The 21,713-nt window shown below is 65.8% G+C and carries 19 protein-coding genes and 2 tRNA genes; 12 read left to right on the top strand and 9 right to left on the bottom strand.

The annotated features are described in order from the left end of the window. Positions 1-577 precede the first annotated feature (577 nt). The 6 genes from rsmG to rpmH are packed head-to-tail and all read right to left on the bottom strand — an operon-like array spanning position 578 to position 3,653. Positions 578-1,207, bottom strand: coding sequence for a 16S rRNA (guanine(527)-N(7))-methyltransferase RsmG (rsmG, locus tag WFM69_RS01275; RefSeq protein ID WP_337000856.1), 630 nt, complete (start codon positions 1,205-1,207; stop codon positions 578-580). A 36-nt stretch (positions 1,208-1,243) separates the two neighbouring features. Continuing rightward, positions 1,244-1,735 carry a Jag family protein gene (locus WFM69_RS01270; protein ID WP_337000854.1) on the bottom strand — a complete coding sequence of 164 codons (492 nt, stop codon included), beginning with the start codon at positions 1,733-1,735 and terminating at the stop codon, positions 1,244-1,246. After that, entirely contained in the window at positions 1,732-2,802 is a 1,071-nt protein-coding gene (gene yidC / locus WFM69_RS01265) for a membrane protein insertase YidC (RefSeq protein ID WP_337000852.1), read from the bottom strand. The genes WFM69_RS01270 and yidC overlap by 4 nt, the downstream gene beginning before the upstream one ends. A 3-nt stretch (positions 2,803-2,805) precedes the next feature. Beyond that, on the bottom strand, positions 2,806-3,156 hold the full coding sequence (gene yidD / locus WFM69_RS01260) for a membrane protein insertion efficiency factor YidD (RefSeq protein ID WP_337000850.1): 351 nt from the start codon (positions 3,154-3,156) through the stop codon (positions 2,806-2,808). Continuing rightward, positions 3,153-3,509, bottom strand: a complete 357-nt coding sequence (rnpA, locus tag WFM69_RS01255) for a ribonuclease P protein component (RefSeq protein ID WP_337000848.1) — start codon at positions 3,507-3,509, stop codon at positions 3,153-3,155. The genes yidD and rnpA overlap by 4 nt, the downstream gene beginning before the upstream one ends. A gap of 6 nt (positions 3,510-3,515) precedes the next feature. Beyond that, positions 3,516-3,653 (bottom strand): 50S ribosomal protein L34, encoded by a 138-nt coding sequence (gene rpmH / locus WFM69_RS01250; RefSeq protein ID WP_013584598.1) that lies wholly within the window; start codon positions 3,651-3,653, stop codon positions 3,516-3,518. A 318-nt stretch (positions 3,654-3,971) separates the two neighbouring features. Here rpmH and dnaA point away from each other — a divergent pair, with 318 nt between their 5' ends. The 12 genes from dnaA (at position 3,972) to WFM69_RS01190 (ending at position 17,526) form a co-directional block, all read left to right on the top strand. After that, positions 3,972-5,363: a chromosomal replication initiator protein DnaA gene (gene dnaA / locus WFM69_RS01245; protein WP_337000846.1), complete on the top strand. Its 1,392-nt coding sequence runs from the start codon at positions 3,972-3,974 to the stop codon at positions 5,361-5,363. A gap of 495 nt (positions 5,364-5,858) precedes the next feature. Next, positions 5,859-7,001, top strand: coding sequence for a DNA polymerase III subunit beta (dnaN, locus tag WFM69_RS01240; RefSeq protein WP_337000844.1), 1,143 nt, complete (start codon positions 5,859-5,861; stop codon positions 6,999-7,001). 218 nt (positions 7,002-7,219) lie between these two features. After that, positions 7,220-8,407 carry a DNA replication/repair protein RecF gene (gene recF, locus WFM69_RS01235; protein ID WP_337000842.1) on the top strand — a complete coding sequence of 396 codons (1,188 nt, stop codon included), beginning with the start codon at positions 7,220-7,222 and terminating at the stop codon, positions 8,405-8,407. Next, entirely contained in the window at positions 8,400-8,903 is a 504-nt protein-coding gene (locus WFM69_RS01230; protein ID WP_337000840.1) for a DUF721 domain-containing protein, read from the top strand. The genes recF and WFM69_RS01230 overlap by 8 nt, the downstream gene beginning before the upstream one ends. A 118-nt stretch (positions 8,904-9,021) precedes the next feature. Further along, complete coding sequence (gyrB, locus tag WFM69_RS01225) at positions 9,022-11,112, top strand: DNA topoisomerase (ATP-hydrolyzing) subunit B (RefSeq protein ID WP_337000838.1); 2,091 nt, start codon at positions 9,022-9,024, stop codon at positions 11,110-11,112. A gap of 175 nt (positions 11,113-11,287) precedes the next feature. Then, complete coding sequence (gyrA, locus tag WFM69_RS01220) at positions 11,288-13,834, top strand: DNA gyrase subunit A (protein WP_337000836.1); 2,547 nt, start codon at positions 11,288-11,290, stop codon at positions 13,832-13,834. Beyond that, the gene (locus tag WFM69_RS01215) at positions 13,831-14,235 is read left to right on the top strand and encodes a DUF3566 domain-containing protein (RefSeq protein ID WP_337000834.1); all 405 of its coding nucleotides are present in this window, start codon (positions 13,831-13,833) and stop codon (positions 14,233-14,235) included. Before gyrA ends, WFM69_RS01215 begins: the two co-directional genes overlap by 4 nt. A gap of 162 nt (positions 14,236-14,397) precedes the next feature. Beyond that, the gene (locus WFM69_RS01210) at positions 14,398-15,666 is read left to right on the top strand and encodes a sensor histidine kinase (RefSeq protein WP_337000832.1); all 1,269 of its coding nucleotides are present in this window, start codon (positions 14,398-14,400) and stop codon (positions 15,664-15,666) included. Next, positions 15,654-16,343 (top strand): response regulator transcription factor, encoded by a 690-nt coding sequence (locus WFM69_RS01205; protein WP_337000830.1) that lies wholly within the window; start codon positions 15,654-15,656, stop codon positions 16,341-16,343. The genes WFM69_RS01210 and WFM69_RS01205 overlap by 13 nt, the downstream gene beginning before the upstream one ends. Then, on the top strand, positions 16,340-17,269 hold the full coding sequence (locus WFM69_RS01200) for a DUF4097 family beta strand repeat-containing protein (RefSeq protein WP_337000828.1): 930 nt from the start codon (positions 16,340-16,342) through the stop codon (positions 17,267-17,269). The genes WFM69_RS01205 and WFM69_RS01200 overlap by 4 nt, the downstream gene beginning before the upstream one ends. 85 nt (positions 17,270-17,354) lie before the next feature. Continuing rightward, positions 17,355-17,428: transfer RNA gene (locus WFM69_RS01195), tRNA-Ile, on the top strand. Positions 17,429-17,453: 25 nt separating this feature from the next. Further along, positions 17,454-17,526: transfer RNA gene (locus WFM69_RS01190), tRNA-Ala, on the top strand. A gap of 96 nt (positions 17,527-17,622) precedes the next feature. Here WFM69_RS01190 and WFM69_RS01185 read toward each other — a convergent pair. From WFM69_RS01185 to WFM69_RS01175, 3 genes are read right to left on the bottom strand one after another with little or no spacing between them, the layout of a single operon-like run. Continuing rightward, on the bottom strand, positions 17,623-18,102 hold the full coding sequence (locus WFM69_RS01185; RefSeq protein WP_337000826.1) for a hypothetical protein: 480 nt from the start codon (positions 18,100-18,102) through the stop codon (positions 17,623-17,625). Next, positions 18,102-19,478: an aldehyde dehydrogenase AldH gene (gene aldh / locus WFM69_RS01180; protein ID WP_337000825.1), complete on the bottom strand. Its 1,377-nt coding sequence runs from the start codon at positions 19,476-19,478 to the stop codon at positions 18,102-18,104. The genes WFM69_RS01185 and aldh overlap by 1 nt, the downstream gene beginning before the upstream one ends. Positions 19,479-19,502: 24 nt before the next feature. Further along, positions 19,503-21,503: a primary-amine oxidase gene (locus WFM69_RS01175; RefSeq protein ID WP_337000823.1), complete on the bottom strand. Its 2,001-nt coding sequence runs from the start codon at positions 21,501-21,503 to the stop codon at positions 19,503-19,505. Between the last annotated feature and the right edge of the window lie 210 nt (positions 21,504-21,713).

The raw sequence follows: 21,713 nt of genomic DNA, 5'->3' as shown, positions 1-21,713 counted from the left end.
AATCGCAAGCCACGACATCGAAGGACAGTGCCCCCGCGGTGTCGGCTGTCGGACCCGTTTCACGTGAAACATCTAGCCACCGTTCGCTGCGTTCACCCGGAGTTCCGCGGGCCACAAGTCCGTCAGTTCCCGATCGGCCCGCCGCCAGTCCGCCCACTCACCCCCCTCTCAACCTTGCAACCCCCAGAACACAGTCCGTGAGACCCCAACGAACGCCAGGGTGCAACAGCCAGATCGCGTGATCTCCGACGCTGTTGCGAGTGGTGAAGGCGATCACTCAACCAGGGCGTCCATCTGCGCACTGTTTCACGTGAAACACCGGGCTCGAGATGCGCCGGTCGCAGCACCCAGACCAATGGACCGCGCCCTCCCCCGAGCGCACACCACCCTCTGACCCCTGAGTCCAGATCTGCGCCATGGAGCTCGTGACACACCGACAGACGAGAGACGCGTGGGGCGACGGCGACGATCACCCACGATTCAGATGAGCCCGACAACAGACCCACACAACCTCCCCTCACGCAAAAAGCGGAGTGTTTCACGTGAAACACTCCGCTTCGCAGATGCGTGGGGCGCGCTATCGCACGCGCGCACGCAGCACGCGCGTCGTCTCCTGGAGAACTCCCTCACCGAGGACCTCGACGCGGACGTCCGACAACCGGAACTTCTTGATCTGCTTCTCCGCAGCCTCGATCTCGTTGGACACATTCAGGCCCTTGAGAAGCGTGAGCTCTCCACCGTCGCGCACCAAGGGCGCAGTCAAGGGGATCAGAGTACGCAGGGCGCTCACTGCGCGCGCCGTCACGACGTCGAATGCGCCAAGGGGACGCACATCCTCAGCCCGCGAGCGGAGAACCGTAACGTTCTCGAGCTCGAGAGCTGCCACCTGCTCAGTCAGCCAGGTGATACGCCGCTCCATCGGCTCAATCAGCGTCCACTCCACATCGGGTCGAGCGATGGCAAGGACAAGCCCGGGAAGGCCGGCGCCTGAACCGATATCAGCGACAGAACCATGGAACAAAGGTGCAGCGATCGCACTGTTCAGGATGTGACGAGTCCACAGACGGGGAAGCTCGAGCGGGCCGATGAGACCGCGTTCTTCTCCCTCGCGAGCAAGCGCCGCAGTGAACTCGCGGGCCGCGTCGATCCGCTCACCGAAGATCTCGGCGGCAACCGCGGGCTCAGCCTCGACCTGCTGCTCACTCAAAGGACTCTCCGCAACGACGATGTTTCACGTGAAACATCAACGACGGCGAAGGACGGTGTGGCGATCCGCGCCCTCACCGTAGGACTCCGACACCAGGCCACGCTCAGCTGCGATGTCGTGCACGAGCTTGCGCTCATAGCTCGACATCGAAGGCAGAGATGCCTGCGACGCGCCCTCATCGAGCTTCACCGCTGCGGCGTCCACCAGGGTCTCGAGCTGACGACGACGCGTGTCGCGGGAACCGGCGATGTCGAGGATCAGACGTGAGAACGATCCGGTCTTGCTCTGGACGGCGAGACGGGTCAGTTCCTGAAGGGCCTGAACGGTCTCCGGAGCGGAGAGCAGCGAGAGGGCGTCACCCTCGGCCTCGACCGACACGTACGCCCGTCCCTGGCGAACATCGAGGTTCAGGTCACCGTCGATGTCCGCGATGTCGAGGAGCTCTTCCAGGTAGTCCGCGGCGACGTCGCCCTCGTTCTCCAGCTGAGCAACCGTGGGCTCGGTGTTCTCGGTCATGGTCTCGCTCATGAACCGCTCCCCTTCTTCTTCGCACGCTTCTTGCCGACCGGCTGCTGACGCTTCGGGGCCTCAGCCTTCGCCTTCTCGACCTCTTCCAGCATCCGCTGCTGCTCTGCCTCGTAGACCGCCATCGGCACGACTTTGCCGGAGGAATCGATGGCCTTGCCCTTGCGAGCAAGGCGCTCTTCGCGAGCCTTGGCGGCCTCGGAACCCGGAGTCGGCATCTCGCGGATGACGAGGAACTGCTGACCCATGGTCCACAGGTTCGAGATGAACCAGTACACGACGACGCCGAGCGGGAAGAAGACACCGGAGAAGATGAAGCCCAGCGGCAGCACGTAGAGCATGATCTTCTGCATCTGGTACGCCTGGCCGGTCTTGGCCTCGGGAGACAGGTTCTTCGAGATGATCTGCAGCTGGGTGAAGAACTGCGAACCGATCATGAGCACGACGAGCGTGACCAGGATGATGATGGCGGTCGTGTTCTTCGTGTCGACCGCGTTGCCCAGCGTCTCGTGGAGCGACGCCACGCCGAACAGCTTGGCGTCGTAGAACTCCTTGGTCAGCTCCGGGCTGAGCAGGCCGACACCGCCGAGGCCGTTCTCCGCGTGCTTCTTGACGTCGCTCAGCACGCTGTACAGCGAGAAGAACACCGGCATCTGCACGAGCAGCGGCAGACAGCTCGACATCGGCGTCGTGCCGTGCTTCTTGTACAGCGCCATCGTCTCGCGGCTCATCGCCTCGCGAGAGAGCTGATCCTTCTTGCCCTTGTACTTCTCCTGAACTTTACGCAGTTCAGGAGCGATTTCCATCATCTTCCGCTGGCTCTTGATCTGCTTGACGAACAGCGGGATCAGAGCGGAGCGGACGACGATGACGAGACCGACGATCGAGAGGACCCAGGTGAGTCCGGACTCTGCAGGCATGCCCACAGCGGTGAGCAGCCAGTGCCAGGCGACGAGGATCAGCTCGACGACCCACTTGAGGGGCCAGAGGATGGTGCCGAGCAGATCGAACCCGCCGGCCGCGGGTGCGGGGCTGGGTGTCGCGCTGGCGAGCAGAAGGTCAAGACCCACCGATCAGTCCTTTCGGGAAGGGACGACGAAACCGTGTGCAGTCAGGTCGTAACGGAAGTGGTCATGCGGTCGGACGTCGTCGACGCCACCGCTCGTCCAGGGATTGCAGCGGAGGATGCGCCAAGCCGAGAGCACCGCGCCCTTGACGGCGCCGTGCTGCTGCACCGCACCTACAGCGTAGGCGGAACAGCTGGGGTAGTACGCACAGACATCTCCATACATCGGGGAGATCACCTTGCGATACCCGGCGAGGAAGCCCAGCACCAGATTGCGCGGGACCAGCGGGACGCTGCGGAGGAGATCACGCGAGTGCACGTGGGCCGTGCCGATCGACGATGCGGGCAGCGCGGTCATGACACGCCTGCGGTCGGAGCCGGCGTCAGCTTGCCGAGGCAGCGACGAACATCGGCTTCGAGTTCGGCGAACGACGCCGACGACGACGCAGGAAGGGCACGGATGACGACATCCGTGCCCTCGGGAACTCGCGGCAGCGCCTCCGCGCAGACAGCCTTGAGCCGTCGACGCACGGTGTTGCGCACCACAGCGGTGCCTACCTGCTTGCTGATAATGAATCCGAACCTTGCGGCTCTGCTCTCACCCGTGGACAACACCGAGGTGATGACACGTGCCCCACCACAACGGGAGCCGCGGCGAACGACCAAGCGGTAGTCGCTTCCGCGGGTCAGTCGATACGGGCGGGCGAGCACAGTGGACTACGCAGAGAGCTCGGTGCGGCCCTTCGCGCGGCGGGCAGCGAGGATGCCGCGGCCGGCACGCGTGCGCATGCGGGCACGGAAACCGTGCTTCTTGGCGCGACGGCGGTTGTTGGGCTGGAAGGTGCGCTTGCTCATGGAATCACTCCGGGAATGCTGCCACCGGATTCACTTCGACCGGAGACATGGGGAACTGCCGAAAAAGGCATAAGTCAACCGACTTAGGGTACGTCTTACTGGCGCGCAGAGCAAATCTGCGCGCTCGAGTGGTCGCCGACCGGCACGTACCGCACAGCCATTATCCACAACCCTGGCACGCCCGGCGAGCGCAACACGCGCGCGTGTTTTCAAGGGCAGGTTGCCGTTCACAGCCGGGATGACTACCGTGGCACTCTAAGTTATCCACAGGGGGCACGGTACGTCGGACCCCGCCTCGATCACCCCGCCCGGAGCGCCATGTCTTCACCTGCCCAGCCCGACGTCCCCATCTGGACCACGGTGCAGGAGCTTCTGGTCGATGACGATCGTGTCACTCCTCAACTGCAGGGCTTCTTGAGCCTCGCCGTCCCTGCGGGTGTCATGTCGGCGACCCTCTACCTCGAGGTTCCCAATGACCTCACGGCTGCGCAGATCAACAAGCGCCTCCGACTCCCGATCATGGAGGCGCTGTCGCATATCGGCGACGAGGTCACCTCCTATCGCGTCGTCGTCAACCATGAGCTCGCCGAGCAGCCGACCGCGCCCATCGCTGTCGGCGACTTCGGACGGAACGAACAGACGCGCGTCGAGTCCCCCATGGAGCAGCCCACGCAGCTGCGCCACGAATCGCGCCTCAACCCGAAGTACACCTTCGACAACTTCGTGATCGGGCAGTCCAACCGCTTCGCCCACGCCGCAGCCGTCGCCGTCGCCGAGGCCCCGGCCAAGGCGTACAACCCGCTCTTCATCTACGGCGATTCAGGGCTGGGCAAGACCCATCTCCTGCATGCCATCGGTGACTACGCCCAGTCCCTCTACGCCGGAGTGAAGGTGAGGTACGTATCGAGCGAGGAGTTCACGAACGACTTCATCAACTCGATCGCCAACAACCGCGGCGCCGCGTTCCAGGCGCGGTACCGCGACGTCGACATCCTCCTGATCGACGACATCCAGTTCCTGCAGGGTCGTGCAGAGACCCAGGAGGCGTTCTTCCACACCTTCAACACGCTGCACGATCACAACAAGCAGGTCGTGATCACCAGTGACGTGGCGCCGAAGCACCTCACGGGTTTCGAGGACCGGATGCGCAGCCGCTTCGAATGGGGCCTGATCACCGACGTGCAGGCGCCCGACCTCGAGACGCGCATCGCGATCCTCCGCAAGAAGGCGCAGAGCGAGGCGCTCCACATCCCCGACGAGGTACTCGAGTACATCGCCACCGTCGTTTCCTCGAACATCCGCGAGCTCGAAGGTGCCCTCATCCGGGTCTCCGCGTTCGCGAGCCTGAATCGGTCCGCGCTCGACATCTCTCTCGCGCAGACCGTGCTCCGCGACATCATCGACACGGCCGAGGACAACATCATCTCGCCGACCGACATCATCACGGCGACCGCACAGTACTTCAAGCTCACCGTCGACGACCTCTACGGTTCGAGCCGCTCGCAGCAGATCGCGACGGCGCGTCAGATCGCCATGTACCTCTGCCGTGAGCGCACGAGTCTCTCGCTGCCGAAGATCGGTCAACTGTTCGGCAACCGCGACCACACCACGGTCATGTACGCGTACAAGAAGATCAGCGAACTCATGAAGGAGCGACGCTCGATCTACAACCAGGTGACGGAGATCACGACGCAACTCGGTCGCCGCTGACCGCGCGTCACCTCGAAACGAAAAGGGGGAGGCAGCACCTCACACGGCGCTGCGTCCCCCTTTTCCGTTCTTGACACGACTCCGGACCATCCGATAAATGCCTCTATGCACATGTGGATAACTTGTGGATGACTGGCGATCAGGTCGGGACGAATGTGGGTCGATCACCCAAAGCTGTGGATAACTACGGGAAGTCCCCCGCGAGCTCGAACGCGAGTAACCCGCGGATTCCTCAGGGTTTCCACAACTGACAGTCATGTAGTTCCCTACTCGCTCTTGCTATCCACCGAGTTATCCACAGTATCCACAGCTGTTAACACTGTTAAGAAGTTAGTCATTCAAAGCGCTATCCGATCACCAGACGGTGGGGAGAACCGGCGGAGGAACGACAGGAACCTCGGCGTAGGGATACGACGGACTGTGGGGCTAGCATGGGAAGCCCTGCACCGGCAGGGCCACGACGACGCGTCACAGTTCGACGACAAGGGAGCACCCGTGAGGTTTCAGGTCAACCGCGATGTCTTCAGCGAGGCTGTTTCTTTCGTCGTCAAGCTGCTGCCTCAGCGGAACCCGCAGCCGATCCTCGCCGGCGTCCTGATCGAGGCGGACGGATCCGGCCTCACGCTCTCGGCGTTCGACTACGAGGCATCCGCCCGGACCACGATCGAGGCGACCGTCGATGAGCCGGGCACGATCCTGGTCCATGGTCGTCTTCTGTCCGACATCGCCAGCCGGTTGCCGAACGCTCCCATCGAGATCGCCGTCGAGGAGGACGGCGGTATCGCGGTCACGTGCGGCTCTGCACGATTCACTCTCGCGGCCATGCCCGTCGAGGAATACCCGTCGATCCCGGAGGTAACCGGCTCGTCGGGCGTCGTCCCGGCCGACGACTTCGGCACCGCCATCGCCCAGGTCGGCTTCGCCGCTTCCCGCGATGACGTGACTCCCGTGCTCACCGGTGTGCAGCTCGAGGTCTCGGGTCACAGCCTGAGCCTGGTCGCGACCGACCGCTACCGTGTCTCGCTCCGCGACGTGCCGTGGGATGGCGAGGCAGTCGAGGCGACGGCACTGGTGCCCGCGCGCACACTGCTCGAGGTCGGGAAGACCTTCGGTCACGCCGGAACGATCCAGGTGGCGTTCTCCGGAGCGGGTGACCGCGAGATCATCGCATTCACCGCGGGCAACAAGACCGTGACATCGCTGCTGATCAAGGGCAACTTCCCGCCGGTCCGCCGGCTCTTCCCCGAGCAGACCGACCACTACGCGGTCGTCAACACGGCGGAGCTCGTCGAAGCCGTGCGCCGTGTGTCACTGGTGCTCGATCGTGCGGCTCCGCTGCGGTTCACGTTCTCGAACGACAGCGTCACGATGGACGCATCTGGCGGCGACCACGCGCGAGCGTCCGAGTCGGTCGACGCGATCCTCTCGGGGGGCGACGAGGTCACCCTCGGGTTGAACCCGCAGTACCTGATCGAGGCCCTCGGCGCTGTGAAGAGCGAGTTCGTGCGGGTGACGTTCACGTCGAGCGACAACGCCAACAAGCTCAGCCCGGTGCTGATCACGAGTCAGACCTCGGTCGACCAGGCCGGTCTGGACTCGTTCAAGTACCTGTTGCAGCCCAACCTCCTCCTTCGCTGATCCCCTGCCCGAACGTTCCCGGATCAGCCCCCGTCAATAGCGCGTCCGCTCACGCAACCGTCGCAAGCGGTGATGCTCCCGGAGCGAGCATCGGGAGGGGCCCACGAAGTGGGAGGGTCCCCGCTCTGCGAGCGAAGGGAGCATCACCGCTTCCGACCCACGTAAAAGCCACAGGCCCAGAGAACATCAGTGTCAGACCCCGAAGGTAGGCTGACTCCGTGATTGTGGAGCACCTGAGTCTGGTCGATTTCCGCAATTACGCGACCGCAGAACTCACCCTTCACCGGGGCCCGAACGTCTTGGTCGGTCGCAACGGACAGGGCAAGACGAACCTCGCGGAGGCCGTGGTCTTCCTCGCGACGCTGGGCTCGCACCGTGTCTCGTCGGATGCGCCGATGGTGCGCGATGGCCAGGAGTTCGCGGTGATCCGCGCGCGACTTTCGCATGGGGAACGTCGGGTGCTCACCGAGGTGCAGGTGAACCGGCAGGGTGCTAACAAGGCCAGGATCAACGGGTCTCCGTCGAAGCCGAATGAACTTCCCCGGTATGCGCATGTCGTGCTGTTCGCACCGGAGGACCTGCAGATCGTGCGGGGCGATCCCTCGGCTCGGCGTCGATTCAGCGATCAGCTGCTGATCCAGCGCACTCCGCGATTGGCGGCAGTTCTCGCCGACTACGACCGGGTGCTCAAACAACGCAATGCCCTGCTGAAGTCGGCCCGCGCCCGTGGAGTGCGCGGGGAGGCGCTGAGCACGCTCGATGTGTGGGACGACAAGCTCGTCGCACTCGGATCCGAGATCATCACCACGCGTCAGCGTCTGGCCGCGGATCTGCAGCAGCCGGTCGCGGATGCATATGAGGCGATCGCCGGAGAGGATCATCGGCCGCAGCTGGAATGGGCGCTGTCGGTGGGGGGCGGTGATCCCGAAGAGGACGGGCTGGACGGTGCGGACGGCGCCTCGCCGATCGAGAGCTCGAGCGATGTGAACCGGATCGCCGATCTGTTCCGCGCGTCGCTCGCGGCGAAGCGGTCGAATGAGCTCGACCGTGGGCTGACGCTCACCGGCCCGCATCGCGACGACCTGGTGCTGCGTGTTCGCGACCTGCCGGTGAAGGGGTATGCCTCCCACGGCGAGTCGTGGTCGGTGGCGCTCGCCCTCCGCCTCGCATCCGCTGAGCTGCTCCGCAGCGAATCCCCCGCCGGCGATCCGGTGCTCATCCTCGACGATGTGTTCGCCGAGCTCGATGCGGATCGTCGACAGCGTCTCGCCACACTGACCGCGGGGTACGAGCAGGTGGTGGTGACGGCGGCAGTGGAGGAGGATATTCCTGACGTGCTGCACGCGCACGTGGTGCGGATCAGCGCCGGGACCATCAGTGACGAGCGTGAGGCGGCAGATGACTGACGCGGCATCGGCTCCCGTCCCGGACGTGCCGGAGACGATCGGCACGTATCTGCGCCTTCGCGGTCTGCAGCCAAGCTCCAAGAACTGGAAGCGCAAGCGCCGCATCACCACCGACGACGACAATGCGCCGTTCACACCCGGACGCGACCCCGGTGTACTCGGAGCCGTGCTCGACAAGTTGAGCAAGGACTCCGGATGGCAGATCACGCTCGCGCGCGAGGATCTCGTCCGGCAGTGGGCCGATCTCGCCGGTGCGGACACGGCGAAGCACTCCGAACCGGTGTCTCTCGAGCGCGGACTCCTCACGGTGAAGTGCGACTCGACGGCGTGGGCGAAGAACCTGCAGTTCATGCGCGCGACCATCCTGACGGAGATCGGTCGACGGTATCCGGATGCCGGCGTCGAGAACCTCCGCTTCATCGGACCGGACGTTCCCTCGTGGAAATGGGGTCCGAGAGCCGTTCCAGGACGGGGCCCACGCGATACCTACGGGTAGGGCACCATACAAGGGGTCCAAAACGCTCAGAGGGCCACACGCGGCCGTTGAGCGGCATTTCCCGACGAAAGCCCGCTAGAATGGGAGTTCGTGATATCGATGTGGAGAATGCCCTCTGATGACGCCTGAATCCCCTGCTGACGAGACGGAATCGACAACCGGGGGAACCTCCGACCCCATCGACGCGTCCGAGACCACGAGCTCTTCGATCTCCCCCAAGGCGAAGCAGCCCGGAGAGTACGGCGCCGACTCGATCCAGATCCTCGAAGGTCTCGAAGCTGTCCGCAAGCGACCCGGCATGTACATCGGCTCGACGGGTCCGCGCGGCCTCCACCACCTGGTGTACGAGATCGTCGACAACTCCGTCGATGAGGCGTTGGCCGGTTATGCCGACACGATCCTCGTGACCCTGCTCGCCGACGGCGGTGTGCGTGTGGTCGACAACGGCCGTGGCATCCCCGTCGACCCGCACTCATCCGACCCGAACAAGTCGACCGTGGAAGTCGTGCTGACGATCCTGCACGCCGGCGGAAAGTTCGGCGGCGGTGCGTACGCCGTCTCCGGTGGTCTGCACGGTGTCGGTTCGTCGGTCGTGAACGCACTCTCGACCCGGTTCGACGTCGAGGTCAAGCAGAAGGGCTTCGTCTGGCGGCACAGCTTCGCCGACGGCGGCATCCCGCAGCAGAAGCTCGAGAAGGGCGAAGCGGCCGACACCACCGGAACGAGCATCACGTTCTGGCCGGACGCCGAGATCTTCACCGAGACGATCGAGTTCGACTACGACACCCTGCGCACCCGCTTCCAGCAGATGGCGTTCCTCAACAAGGGTCTGCGGATCGACCTGCGCGACGAACGGGCATCGTCCGCGTACGAGGTGGAGGAGGACGGGGCCACCGTCACCAAGCAACCCGGCGACGTCTTCTTCTACGAGCGCGGACTCGTAGACTACGTCGAGTACCTCAACAAGGTGCGTCACGCCGAAGTCGTCAATGACGAGATCATCGCCTTCGAGTCGGAGGACACCGCACGCAAGATCTCGCTCGAGGTCGCGATGCAGTGGACGACCTCGTACACGGAGAACGTCTTCACCTACGCCAACACCATCAACACGCACGAGGGCGGCACCCACGAAGAGGGCTTCCGCGCAGCGCTCACCACACTGGTGAACAAGTACGCGCGTGCGAACAACATCCTCAAGGAGAAGGACGACAACCTCTCCGGCGACGATGTGCGCGAGGGCCTGACCGCGGTCATCTCGATCAAGCTCGGCGAGCCGCAGTTCGAGGGCCAGACCAAGACGAAGCTCGGCAACACCGAGGCGAAGGCCTTCGTGCAGAAGGTCGTCGGCGATCAGCTCGGCGACTGGTTCGATCGCAACCCGACGCAGGCGAAGAACATCATCCGCAAGGCACTCGACGCCGCGACCGCACGTCTCGCCGCCCGCAAGGCGCGTGAGACTGCTCGTCGCAAGAGCGTCTTCGAGTCGGCCGCCATGCCCGACAAGCTCAAGGACTGCACCAGCAAGGATCCGTCGATCAGCGAGATCTTCCTCGTCGAGGGTGACTCGGCCGGTGGTTCCGCCGTGCAGGGACGCGACCCGCACACCCAGGCGATCCTGGCGCTGCGCGGCAAGATCCTCAACGTGGAGCGGGCGCGCCTCGACAAGGCCCTGGGCAACAAGGAAGTCCAGGCGATGATCCAGGCTTTCGGCACGGGCATCGGCGAAGAGTTCGACATCGAGAAGGCGCGCTATCACAAGATCGTGCTGATGGCCGATGCCGACGTCGACGGCCAGCACATCACGACGCTGCTGCTCACGCTGCTGTTCCGCTACATGCGAGGACTCATCGAGGCGGGCTTCGTGTACCTCGCGATGCCGCCGCTGTACCGGTTGAAGTGGTCGAACTCCGCGCACGAATACGTGTTCAGCGACGCCGAGCGCGACGCCCTGCTCAAGCACGGTCTCGAGAACGGCAAGCGCATCCCGAAGGACGCCGGCATCCAGCGCTACAAGGGTCTCGGTGAGATGAACCCGAAGGAGCTGTGGGAGACCACCATGGATCACACCACGCGCACGCTCCAGCAGATCACCATCGAAGACGCGGCGGCCGCGGACGAGATCTTCAGCGTGCTGATGGGAGAAGACGTCGAATCCCGACGGAGCTTCATCCAGCGCAACGCCAAGGACGTCCGTTTCCTCGACATCTGACCTAAATACACACACTGAGCTGCGGACTGCACCGGACGCATGACGCCAGGACGCAGGGATGCCGCGGAGCGAGCATCGGGAGGGGCCCGCGAAGCGGGAGGGATCCCGCTCTGCGAGCGAAGAGGCATCCCGGAGTCCGACCCACAAGCTCGCAGCCTGAAGAGAAGACACACACATGACTGACGAAGAACGCACCGAACCGGAACACGATCACGGCAAGATCGACCAGGTCGACCTGCAGTCGGAGATGCAGCGCAGCTACCTCGACTATGCGATGGCCGTCATCGTCGGGCGCGCGCTGCCCGACGTGCGCGATGGACTCAAGCCCGTGCACCGCCGTGTCATCTACGGCATGTACGACGGAGGTTTCCGTCCCGACAAGTCGTTCTCGAAGTGCGCCCGCGTCGTCGGCGAGGTCATGGGTCAATACCACCCCCACGGCGACTCGGCGATCTACGACGCCCTCGTCCGTCTCGTGCAGCCGTGGTCGCTGCGATACCCGCTCGCGCTCGGCCAGGGCAACTTCGGCTCCCCCGGCAACATGGGCGCCGCCGCTCCGCGTTACACCGAGACCAAGATGGCCCCGCTCGCGCTCGAGATGGTGCGCGACATCGAAGAAGACACTGTCGACTTCACCGACAACTACGACGGTCAGACGCAGGAGCCGACGGTCCTGCCCGCCCGCTTCCCGAACCTGCTGGTCAACGGCTCGGTCGGTATCGCGGTCGGCATGGCGACGAACATCCCGCCGCACAACCTGCGCGAGGTGTCGGACGCCGCTCTCTGGGCGCTCGACAACCCGACGATCTCGCGGGAGGAACTGCTGGACGGACTGATCCAGCGCATCCCGGGTCCGGACTTCCCGACCGGCGCGCAGGTGCTCGGCACCAAGGGGATCCACGAGGCGTACCGCACCGGTCGTGGCTCGATCACGATGCGCGCGGTCGTGAACGTCGAGGAGATCCAGGGGCGTACCTGCCTGGTGATCACGGAGCTGCCGTACCAGGTGAACCCCGACCACGTGGCGGTGAAGATCGGCGACCTCGCCCGTGACGGAAAGATCACCGGCATCGCCGACATCCGCGACGAGTCGTCCGATCGCACCGGTCAGCGTCTCGTGGTCGTGCTCAAGCGCGATGCGGTCGCGAAGGTCGTGCTGAACAACCTCTACAAGCACACGCAGCTGCAGGAGAACTTCGGCGCGAACATGCTCGCGATCGTCGACGGCGTGCCCCGCACCCTCGCGATCGACGGGTTCATCTCGCACTGGATCTCGCACCAGATCGACGTCATCGTCCGGCGCACGCAGTTCCGCCTCAACGAGGCCGAGAAGCGCATGCACATCCTGCGCGGATACCTCAAGGCGCTCGACGCGCTCGACGAGGTCATTGCCCTGATCCGTCGCTCGCAGACCACCGCGGACGCGAACGAGGGACTGCAGAAGCTCCTCGACATCGACGAGATCCAGGCCGATGCCATCCTGCAGATGCAGCTGCGGCGCCTCGCCGCCCTCGAGCGGCAGAAGATCATCGATCAGGCGACCGAGCTCGAAGCGCAGATCACCGAGTACAAGGCGATCCTGGCGGACGAGGCTCTGCAGCGCGGCATCATCCGCGAAGAGCTCACCGGCATCGTCGAGAAGTTCGGCGACGAGCGCCGCACCCACATCCTGCACGGCTTCGACGGGGATGTGTCGATGGAAGATCTCATCGCCGAGGAGGAGATGGTCGTCACCGTCACGCGCGAGGGCTACATCAAGCGCACGCGCAGCGACAACTACCGCTCGCAGCACCGTGGTGGCAAGGGCGTCAAGGGCGCTCAGCTGCGGGCCGACGACATCGTCGAGCACTTCTTCGTCACGACGACGCACCACTGGCTGCTGTTCTTCACCGACAAGGGTCGCGTCTACCGCGCCAAGACCTACGAGGTGCCGGAAGCCGGCCGCGACGCGAAGGGCACGCACGTCGCGAACCTGCTCGCACTGCAGCCGGACGAGAGCATCGCGCAGGTCCTGGACATCCGCGACTACCAGGTGGCGGAGTACCTGGTGCTGGCCACGCGCGAGGGTCTGGTGAAGAAGACCAGGCTCGACGCCTACGACACCAACCGTCAGGGTGGCGTCATCGCGATCCGTCTGAACGACGAGGACGAGCTGGTCAGCGCGCTGCTCGTGAACGCCGAGGACGACATCCTGCTGATCAGCCGTCGTGGCATGTCGGTGCGCTTCGAAGCGACCGATGAGGCACTGCGTCCGATGGGGCGTGCGACGGCCGGTGTGCGCGGCATGAAGTTCAAGATCGCGGAGGACTGCCTGCTCTCGGCATCTGTCGCAGCCCCCGGGAAGTTCGTGTTCGTGGTCACCGACGGCGGGTACGCGAAGCGCACCGCGGTCGAGGAATACCGCGTGCAGGGACGTGGCGGAACGGGCATCAAGGTCGCCAAACTGAACGACGATCGGGGCACTCTCGCGGGCGGTCTGATCGTCGCCGAGGACGACGAGGTCTTGGTGGTTCTGTCCAGCGGCAAGGTGGTACGCTCTGCCGTGGCCGAGGTCCCCGCCAAGGGTCGAGACACCATGGGAGTGGTGTTCGCTCGCACGACGGAGGCCGACCGCATCCTCGCGATCGCTCGCAACGGTGAGCGCGGGCTCGCCGATGAAGAGGCGGATCCCGAGGCCGAGGCCCCCCAGACGACAGAGACACCCGAGGATACAGACGCATGAGCACAGTGGCCGACAAGCTAGCGAAGAAGTCGACCCGCAAGACCGGTGGCAAGCAGGTCCGCCTCCGACTGGTCTACGTGGACTTCTGGTCGGCAGTGAAGCTGTCGTTCCTCGGAGCGGTCGCTCTCGCCGTGGTCACCATGGTGTCGTTCTTCCTCATCTTCCTGGTGGTCCAGGCCACGGGCGTCATGACCACGGCCGAGGGCTTCCTCGCCAGCATCACCGACAACTCGTTCGTGTTGTCGGACGTGGTGGGTCTGCCGCAGGTGATGGCGTTCGCCGCGGTCGTCGCGATCCTGAACCTGATCGTCTTCACGGTGCTCGGTGCCGTGGTCGCCGGCATCTACAACCTCGCCGTGAAGGTGACGGGCGGCCTGCTCGTCGGCTTCATGTCGAACTGATCACCGGCGAGACCCCGCATTCTTACCGAAACCCCGCCCTGCTGACGTCAGCAGGGCGGGGTTTCGCCGTTGAATCGGGGGCTTGACGATTACGGAAAACCCGAAGCCGAGTATCCGGATGACTCGGTGTTCCGGTATTCCGGTCCGCCGTACCTTGGAAGCATGACCACTCAGACTGCGACCCCGGCTCCCGCAACCGCGGGAAAGCCGCCGTTGCGCATCTTCCTCACGATCCTGCACCTCGCCGGTGTCGGTGTCCTCAGCGGCCTCACGTTCTCCACCCTCGGCGGACTCCTCGGCACCGGATTCGGGCTGCTCTTCGTCGCCGGGGTCGGTGTCGTCCTCCTGGTCGGACTCGTCTATGCGCTCTACGGTCTCGGCTGGTTCGAAGTCGCCCGTGTCAGCGCCCTGTACCGCGCCCCCATCGCTCCGCTGCGCCTGCAGCCACGAACCCGGCCCGGCTTCGTCGGCTGGTTGCGCGCCCTGGGACGCCAGGCGATCGACGGCCGTATGTGGCGCGCTGTCGCGAACTTCGCCATCTCGGCCGTGCTCGGCCTGGTCGTGCTCCGCCTGTTCTGGGCGCTGCTGTGGTCGATCGTCATCTCCTTCGCCCCGCTCACCGGCGCCGACAGTGTGATGGGACCGTTCGGCGGCACGGGTATCCCCGTCGAGTGGGCGCCGCTGATCGGCATCCTGGGCATCGCGGCTTCCGTGGTCGGCATGATCGGACTGGCCCTGCTGCACCGCACGATCTCGCTCGCCATCGTGATCCGCAGCCGGGAGACCGAGCTCACCGAGCGCGTGCGCACCTCCACCGCGCAGCGGGAAGGCGCCGTCCGCGCCGCCGATGTGGAACGCACCCGCATCGAACGCGACCTGCACGACGGCGTCCAGCCGCGACTCGTCTCGGTCGGCATGACCCTGGGCCTCGCCCAGCAGAAGATCGACACCGACCCCGAGACCGCGAAGGAGCTGATCACCGAAGCGCACACGTCCACCAAGGCGGCCATCACCGAGCTGCGGCAGCTCGCCCGCGGCATCCACGCCTCGGTGCTCGACGACCGCGGACTCGACGCCGCCCTGTCGGCGCTCGCCGGTCGCTCGCACATCCCCGTGCACCTCGACGTGCGGATGGACGGCCGGTGCAGTCGCGAAGCCGAGGCCGCCGTGTACTTCTCGATCGCCGAATCGCTCACCAACGCCGCGAAGCACTCCCGAGCCAGTGAGGCCCGCGTGATCGTGCGACTCCGCGAGGGCAACACCCTGTGGGCCCGGGTCGAGGACAACGGCATCGGCGGCGCGCAGGTGCAGCCGGGCGGCGGACTCGACGGCATCGCCAACCGCATCCTCGCCGCCGGCGGGACGTTCCGGCTCGACAGCCCGCAGGGCGGCCCGACCAGCCTGGAGGTGAACGTGCCATGCGCATCTTGATCTGCGAGGACTCGGTCCTGCTGCGTGAAGGTCTCGTGCGCCTGCTCGAGGACGCCGGTCACGAGGTGGTCGCCGCCCTGCCCGACATCGAAGGCCTCGACCTGGCGGTCGCGAACACGACACCGGACCTGTGCATCCTGGATGTGCGCCTCCCCCCGACGTTCACCGACGAAGGCATCCGCGCCGCGCTCGGACTGCGGGCGGCGCATCCGACGCTGGCGATCCTCGTGCTGTCGCAGTACGTGGAGGAGCGGTACGCGTCGGACCTGATCGCCGCGCAGGGCGGGCCGCTCGGCTACCTGCTCAAGGATCGCGTCGCCGACGTCGCCGAGTTCCTGGTGTCGGTGCAGCGCATCTCGGAGGGCGCGACCGTGCTCGATCCCGAAGTCGTCGCGCAGCTGCTGACGCGGCGGAACCGTGACGACCGGATGCTGCGACTCACTGAGCGTGAACGCACCGTGCTCGCCCTGATCGCGGAGGGGAAGTCGAACCAGGCGATCGCCGGGCTGCTGTTCCTCTCGGAGGCCAGCGTCGAGAAGCACATCACCTCCATCTTCCAGAAGCTGGGCTTCGAGCAGGACGAGTCGGGAAACCGCCGCGTGCTCGCCGCCCTCGCCCACATCGAGAACACCGGCGGCGTGACGCCGCCGACCGGCCAGACAGGAGTGGCACGATGACCACCAACGACCAAGGCGCCCCCGGCGACCACACCCCGCTCACCCCTCCGCCGGCCTCCCCTGCCGCCCCGCCGCAGAGCTCGGCTCCGACAGCGACCACGCCTCCCGAGCCAGGGACGGGGCGTTCCTCGGGTGCGACCGCCGTCATGGTGGTCACGGCGGTGATCGGCGGACTCGCCCTGCTCGGCACCGGGGGAGCTGCGGCCGCGGCTGCCGCAGGAGACATCTCTGCCACGAGCGCACCCGACTCCGTGCAGACCGTGAGCGTGGACGGGATCGACAAGATCGACCTCAACGCCGACGCCAGCAGCGTGCGGGTGAAGTTCGGCGATGTCGAGGAGGCGGAGCTCTCGGTCACCAACGGGCGGGGCACGGCATGGACGTTCGAGCGCGACGGCGACGAACTCGTCGTCAAGAGCCCCCGGGCGGTGTTCGGGTGGTGGATCGGGAACTGGTTCGGCGATGAGGAGATCGTCGTGCTGACTCTGCCGCAGAGCCTGAGCGGCAACGGACTGGAAGCCGATCTGACCCTGAACGCCGGGAGCCTCGATGTCGCCGGTGACTTCGGTCTGCTCGACATCGGCGTGAACGCCGGTTCGCTCGACGTCGAAGGATCCGCACGGGCGCTCGACATGCAGATGAACGCCGGGAGCGCCGACATCCTGCTGGACGGTGTCGACACGGTCGATCTCGGCGTCGCCGCCGGCGATCTCCGTGTCGAGCTGACGGGTACCGCGCCGAACACGACGAACGTCGACGTGAGCGCCGGCACCCTGGATCTCACGGTGCCGGACGTGGAGTACCGGATCACGCAGAGCATCAGCGCCGGGTCGCTGGATGCCAAGGTCGACGAGGCGTCCAGTGCGCGGCGGAGCATCGATGTGTCGCTCTCTGCGGGCAGCGTGACGATCCGTCCGACGCGCTGAGAACGGCCGAGGGCGAGGACACACCCGGGTCCTCGCCCTCGATTCGGATTTTCCGTGATTCTCCGGTAAAGTCTTGGAGGTTGACGGGGCTATAGCTCAGGCGGTTAGAGCGCTTCACTGATAATGAAGAGGTCCCAGGTTCAAGTCCTGGTAGCCCCACCCTTTAACTCAAGAAATCCCTCACGGGGCCTTAGCTCAGTTGGTAGAGCGCCTGCTTTGCAAGCAGGATGTCAGGAGTTCGAATCTCCTAGGCTCCACAGTGTTCTCACCTGCTCCGGTCTTCACCGTCGAGCGCGTGCATCTGTTCTCCACAGGTGTTAACAACTGTGTTAACAACTCCGCAGCGTGAAGAATCAGCGGCACCAGACCAGCATCACGAGGAACTGCGCGGCCATCAGAGTGCCCCCGATCAGCAGCCGGCGCCGTCCCCGGGAATCGGTGAGCCCGCGCCAGGCCGCGAGCTGCACGCCCAGCCACACTGCGATCACCGCGGCATCCACGGCCCACAGCGGCGGCGCGATCAGCGCATGCGTCGAACCGTGGTGGCCGCCGCCCGCGCTCGCACCGAGCACGCCGGTCAGTCCGAGCACGGCCATCGCCAGGGCATCCGCGATCGCCGAACCGCAGCCCGACGCACCTCGGCGCTTGCGCACCGCGGCCACACCAGCGATCGCCACCATCCCGAACATCACGGCGATATGGACGAGGCCATCGGGGAACAGCAGCATGACCGCCATGAGGGCGAGCATCGCCGCGTGATGCCAGGTCGTGGCATCCACCCACCGAAAGAAACGGCGGCCGCGCACCTGCGCGACCGCCGCTTCCGAAGCCATCAGGCTTGCCATACCGTCTTCAGATTGGTGAACTCGCGGATGCCCTGCGCGGAGAGCTCGCGGCCATAACCCGAGTACTTCACGCCGCCGAACGGCACCTGCGGGAACGACGCGGTGTTGCCGTTGACGAACACCCCACCGGCGTCGATGCCGCGGGTGAGCGCGGCGACCTCGGCCTCGTCGTTCGTCCACACGCTCGAGCTCAGACCGAAGTCGCTGTCGTTCGCGCGCTCGATCGCCTCGTCGACGCCCGACACCGGCCAGACGACAGCGACCGGACCGAAGCACTCCTCGCTGAAGATGCGCATGTCGGGAGTGACGTCGGCGAGCACGGTCGCCGGGTAGAAGAAGCCCGGACCGTCAGGGATGACGCCGCCCGTGAGCACCGTCGCCCCCTTCGCGACAGCATCCTCGACGAGCTCGTGCGCGTCGGCACGCCCCCGCTCGGTCGCCATCGGACCGATGTCGGTGCCCGCATCGAAGGGATCGCCGGTCTTCACCGCCGCCATCCCCGCGGTGAAGCGGTCGACGAACTCGTCGTAGACGTCTTCGTGCACGTAGTAGCGCTTCGATGCGATGCAGGACTGACCCGTGTTCTGGATCCGTCCGTTCACCGCGGCCGGTACGGCCTTGTCGAGATCGGCGGAGGGCATCACGACGAACGCGTCCGCACCGCCGAGCTCGAGCACGGCCTTCTTGATGTGCTTACCGGCTTCGCCTGCGACCTGCGAACCCGCAGCGACAGAACCGGTGAGAGTGACCGCCCGCACGCGCCGGTCGCCGAGCAGCGGGGTGACCGCCGCGCCCTCGACGAGCAGCGTGGCGAAGGATCCCTCCGGGAAGCCGGCCCGCACGAACAGGCCGCCGAGGTACAGCGCCGACTGCGGCACGTTCGAGGCGTGCTTAAGCAGTGCGGTGTTGCCCGCCATGAGCGCAGGAGCCGCGAATCGCACGACCTGCCAGTGCGGGTAGTTCCACGGCATGACCGCGAGCACGACCCCGAGCGGCTGGTACCGCACCGCGATCGCCGAGGCTCCGACATCGCCCGGGGCGGCCGGCTGCTCGTCGGCGAGGTACTCCTCCGCGTGATCGGCATACCAGCGCATGCCGCGGATCGACTTGGCGACCTCGTACTGCGCCGTCGGCAGGGTCTTGCCCATCTCGAGCGTGACCAGGCGGGCGACCTCATCGGCATCCGCCTCCATGAGGTCGGCGGCACGACGCATCCACTCGGCACGCTGCGCGTAGGTGGTGGTCCTCAGCTCGGCGAAGGCCGCGTGCGCTGCCGCGAGAAGCTCCTCCACCTGCTCGGGGGTGTGCGGGGTGAAGGACTGCAGCAGTTCACCGGTTGCGGGGTTGATCGTCGCGATTGCCATGATTCTCCTTGTCTGATCCGCGCGTCAGTGCTCGCACGCGCAGACGCCGCCGGTCTCGGTGGCGCAGTGGTCGCTCTTCGGGGTGTTCGGCACGTCGAGAGTGGGGTCGACGTCGAAGAAACCGTGCGGCTTCATCGTGAACCCGGCGGTGTCGACGGGCATGATCGGCCAGTCCTCGGGGCGCGGGAAGTGGGTGAGGCCGAAGGTGTGCCACAGCACGATGTCGGTCCCGTCGATGTCGCGGTCCTGCTGGATCCACGCGGGCATCCCCGCCCCACCGGGGTTCTGGTTCACGTAGTCGCCCGTCGGGTACAGCTCGCTGCGGTCGTAGGCGGTGACCCAGAGGTGCTTGGTCGATGCTGTCGCTCTGGCGTAGATCGGCGAACTCGGGTGCGCGAGCAGCATGGGCGCACCCTCCGGGAACAGCACGTAGGCGGTGTCGTGCCCCATGGCGTTCTTGCGCTCGGTGCCCGACACCTTCCACACACGGCCGACCGCGTTGTCGGCCATGCGTCCGCCTTCGCTCTCGGTGCGCAACCGCACGGACGACTGGGTGAGACCGATGCCCAGCGGATCACGCTCGCTCGGCTCCGGGCGCACGGCCTGGAGCTCGTCGACGGCCCCGGTGTGACCGTCGAGCGCCATGTCGAGGCGGATGGTCCACAGGTGCTGGTGGTTCGGAGCGCCGAGGTCCTTGGTCATCTGCGTCGCCCACGGGTACGAGCCGTCGGTCACCGGCAGGGCCGAGGTGAACACCACGCCGGTGGCCTTGACCTCGAGCGAGATCGAGCCGTCGAGGCCGAAGTACCAGTAGAAGCCGTAGTCGTAGTTGCCGACCGTGACGAAGAAGCTGACCACGAGCTTGCGGTTGCGGCGCACGGCGGTGCTGCGGGTGTAGTTCGAGGTGTGCTTCCACAGCACGCCGTCGTCTTCCTCGTGAATGCAGATGGCCTGCGGGATGCGCACGACCTGCCCCTTCTCGCTGAGGAAGTGGGCGTCGAGGTAGGTGATCTCGCCGAGGCAGTCGCAGCCCAGCTCGAGGGCGTTGGCGCACTGTCCGAGCAGGAACTCGCCGCCGTCGAAGAAGTTCTGGAACGAGCGCTGGGCGCTCGGGTCGCCGTAGGGCACGACCATCTCGGAGATGGATCCGCGGTACAGCACCGAACGGTCCTCACCACGGTCGCTGAGGGTGACGTTGCGCAGCACCAGACCCTCGCGGGCGTCGAAGCTGATCTGGAACTTCCAGCCGAGCCACTCGATCACGTTGGTGTCGGGGTCGACGGTGAAGCTGGGCCCCTGCTTCTGCACGATCTCGATCGGCTTGAAGCCCTCACGCGGCGCGGGGAGGAACGAGTCGAGGTGGAAGTTGCCGTCTTCCTGGGGCACCGCGATCTCGACGTGGTCGATGACCTCGATGACCTCGCGGGTGATCACGTCGACCACGACCGTGACGCCGTCGACCGGGTGCGCCCACGGCAGGTCGTCGGGAGTCTTCTGCACGAACGTGAAGCAGCGCTGCAGGCGTCGGCCCGCCTCGTCGGGAGTGAGATCCACGCCGGCGGACAGCGGGTTCACGCGCAGCTGGGTCAGGTCGGTGAGGCCACGGCGGCGCATGGCCTCGCGCCAGCGCTCGTCGGCGTGGACGATCTCCTCGACCATGATCATCTCGGACAGCAGCACGGGGAGGCGTCCTTCCGTCGCGACGTCGAGCGTGTGCACGGACACGACCTCGCCGGCGGCGACATCGGTGACGACGTCCTGCTCCACACCCGTGCGGGTGTCGACGAGCATGGTGCGGAACCGGCGGGGGAACGCGGTGTCGCCGTCGAGCGAGGCGAGCAGTTCGCGCTTGTCGGGCTCCCACAGTCCGAAGTAGGCGACGTGCACGGCGTCACCGAGCAGGCCGGCGCCCCGGAGCAGCTCGACGTTCGCCTCGATCTCGGCCGGCTGCGGTGACGCGAGCGCGGCGGAGAGACGAGGGTTCCGGAACTGTTGGGCGACCTTGGCGGTGTACGACGTGTTCACCGGTGAACTCCTTCGTTTGGCGTGTGATGACGCCACTACCATATACCGGATAGCGCTTTCCCACGTCTGTCGATTTTGATGTCGGGCGGATCCCGACCGACATGAGTTCAGGATCTCGTCTCGAACGACTCCTTGCACAATCCGGATCGAGGTGTATGGTTCGGATAGCGCTTTCCCGGTGCTGCGGATCCCGAGTCCGCACTCACGCGG

This window comes from Microbacterium sp. LB12, assembly GCF_037150835.1.
Classification (GTDB): domain Bacteria; phylum Actinomycetota; class Actinomycetes; order Actinomycetales; family Microbacteriaceae; genus Microbacterium.
Note: the sequence above shows the minus strand (reverse complement) of the source record. Positions and strands in the feature narration are given on the sequence as shown.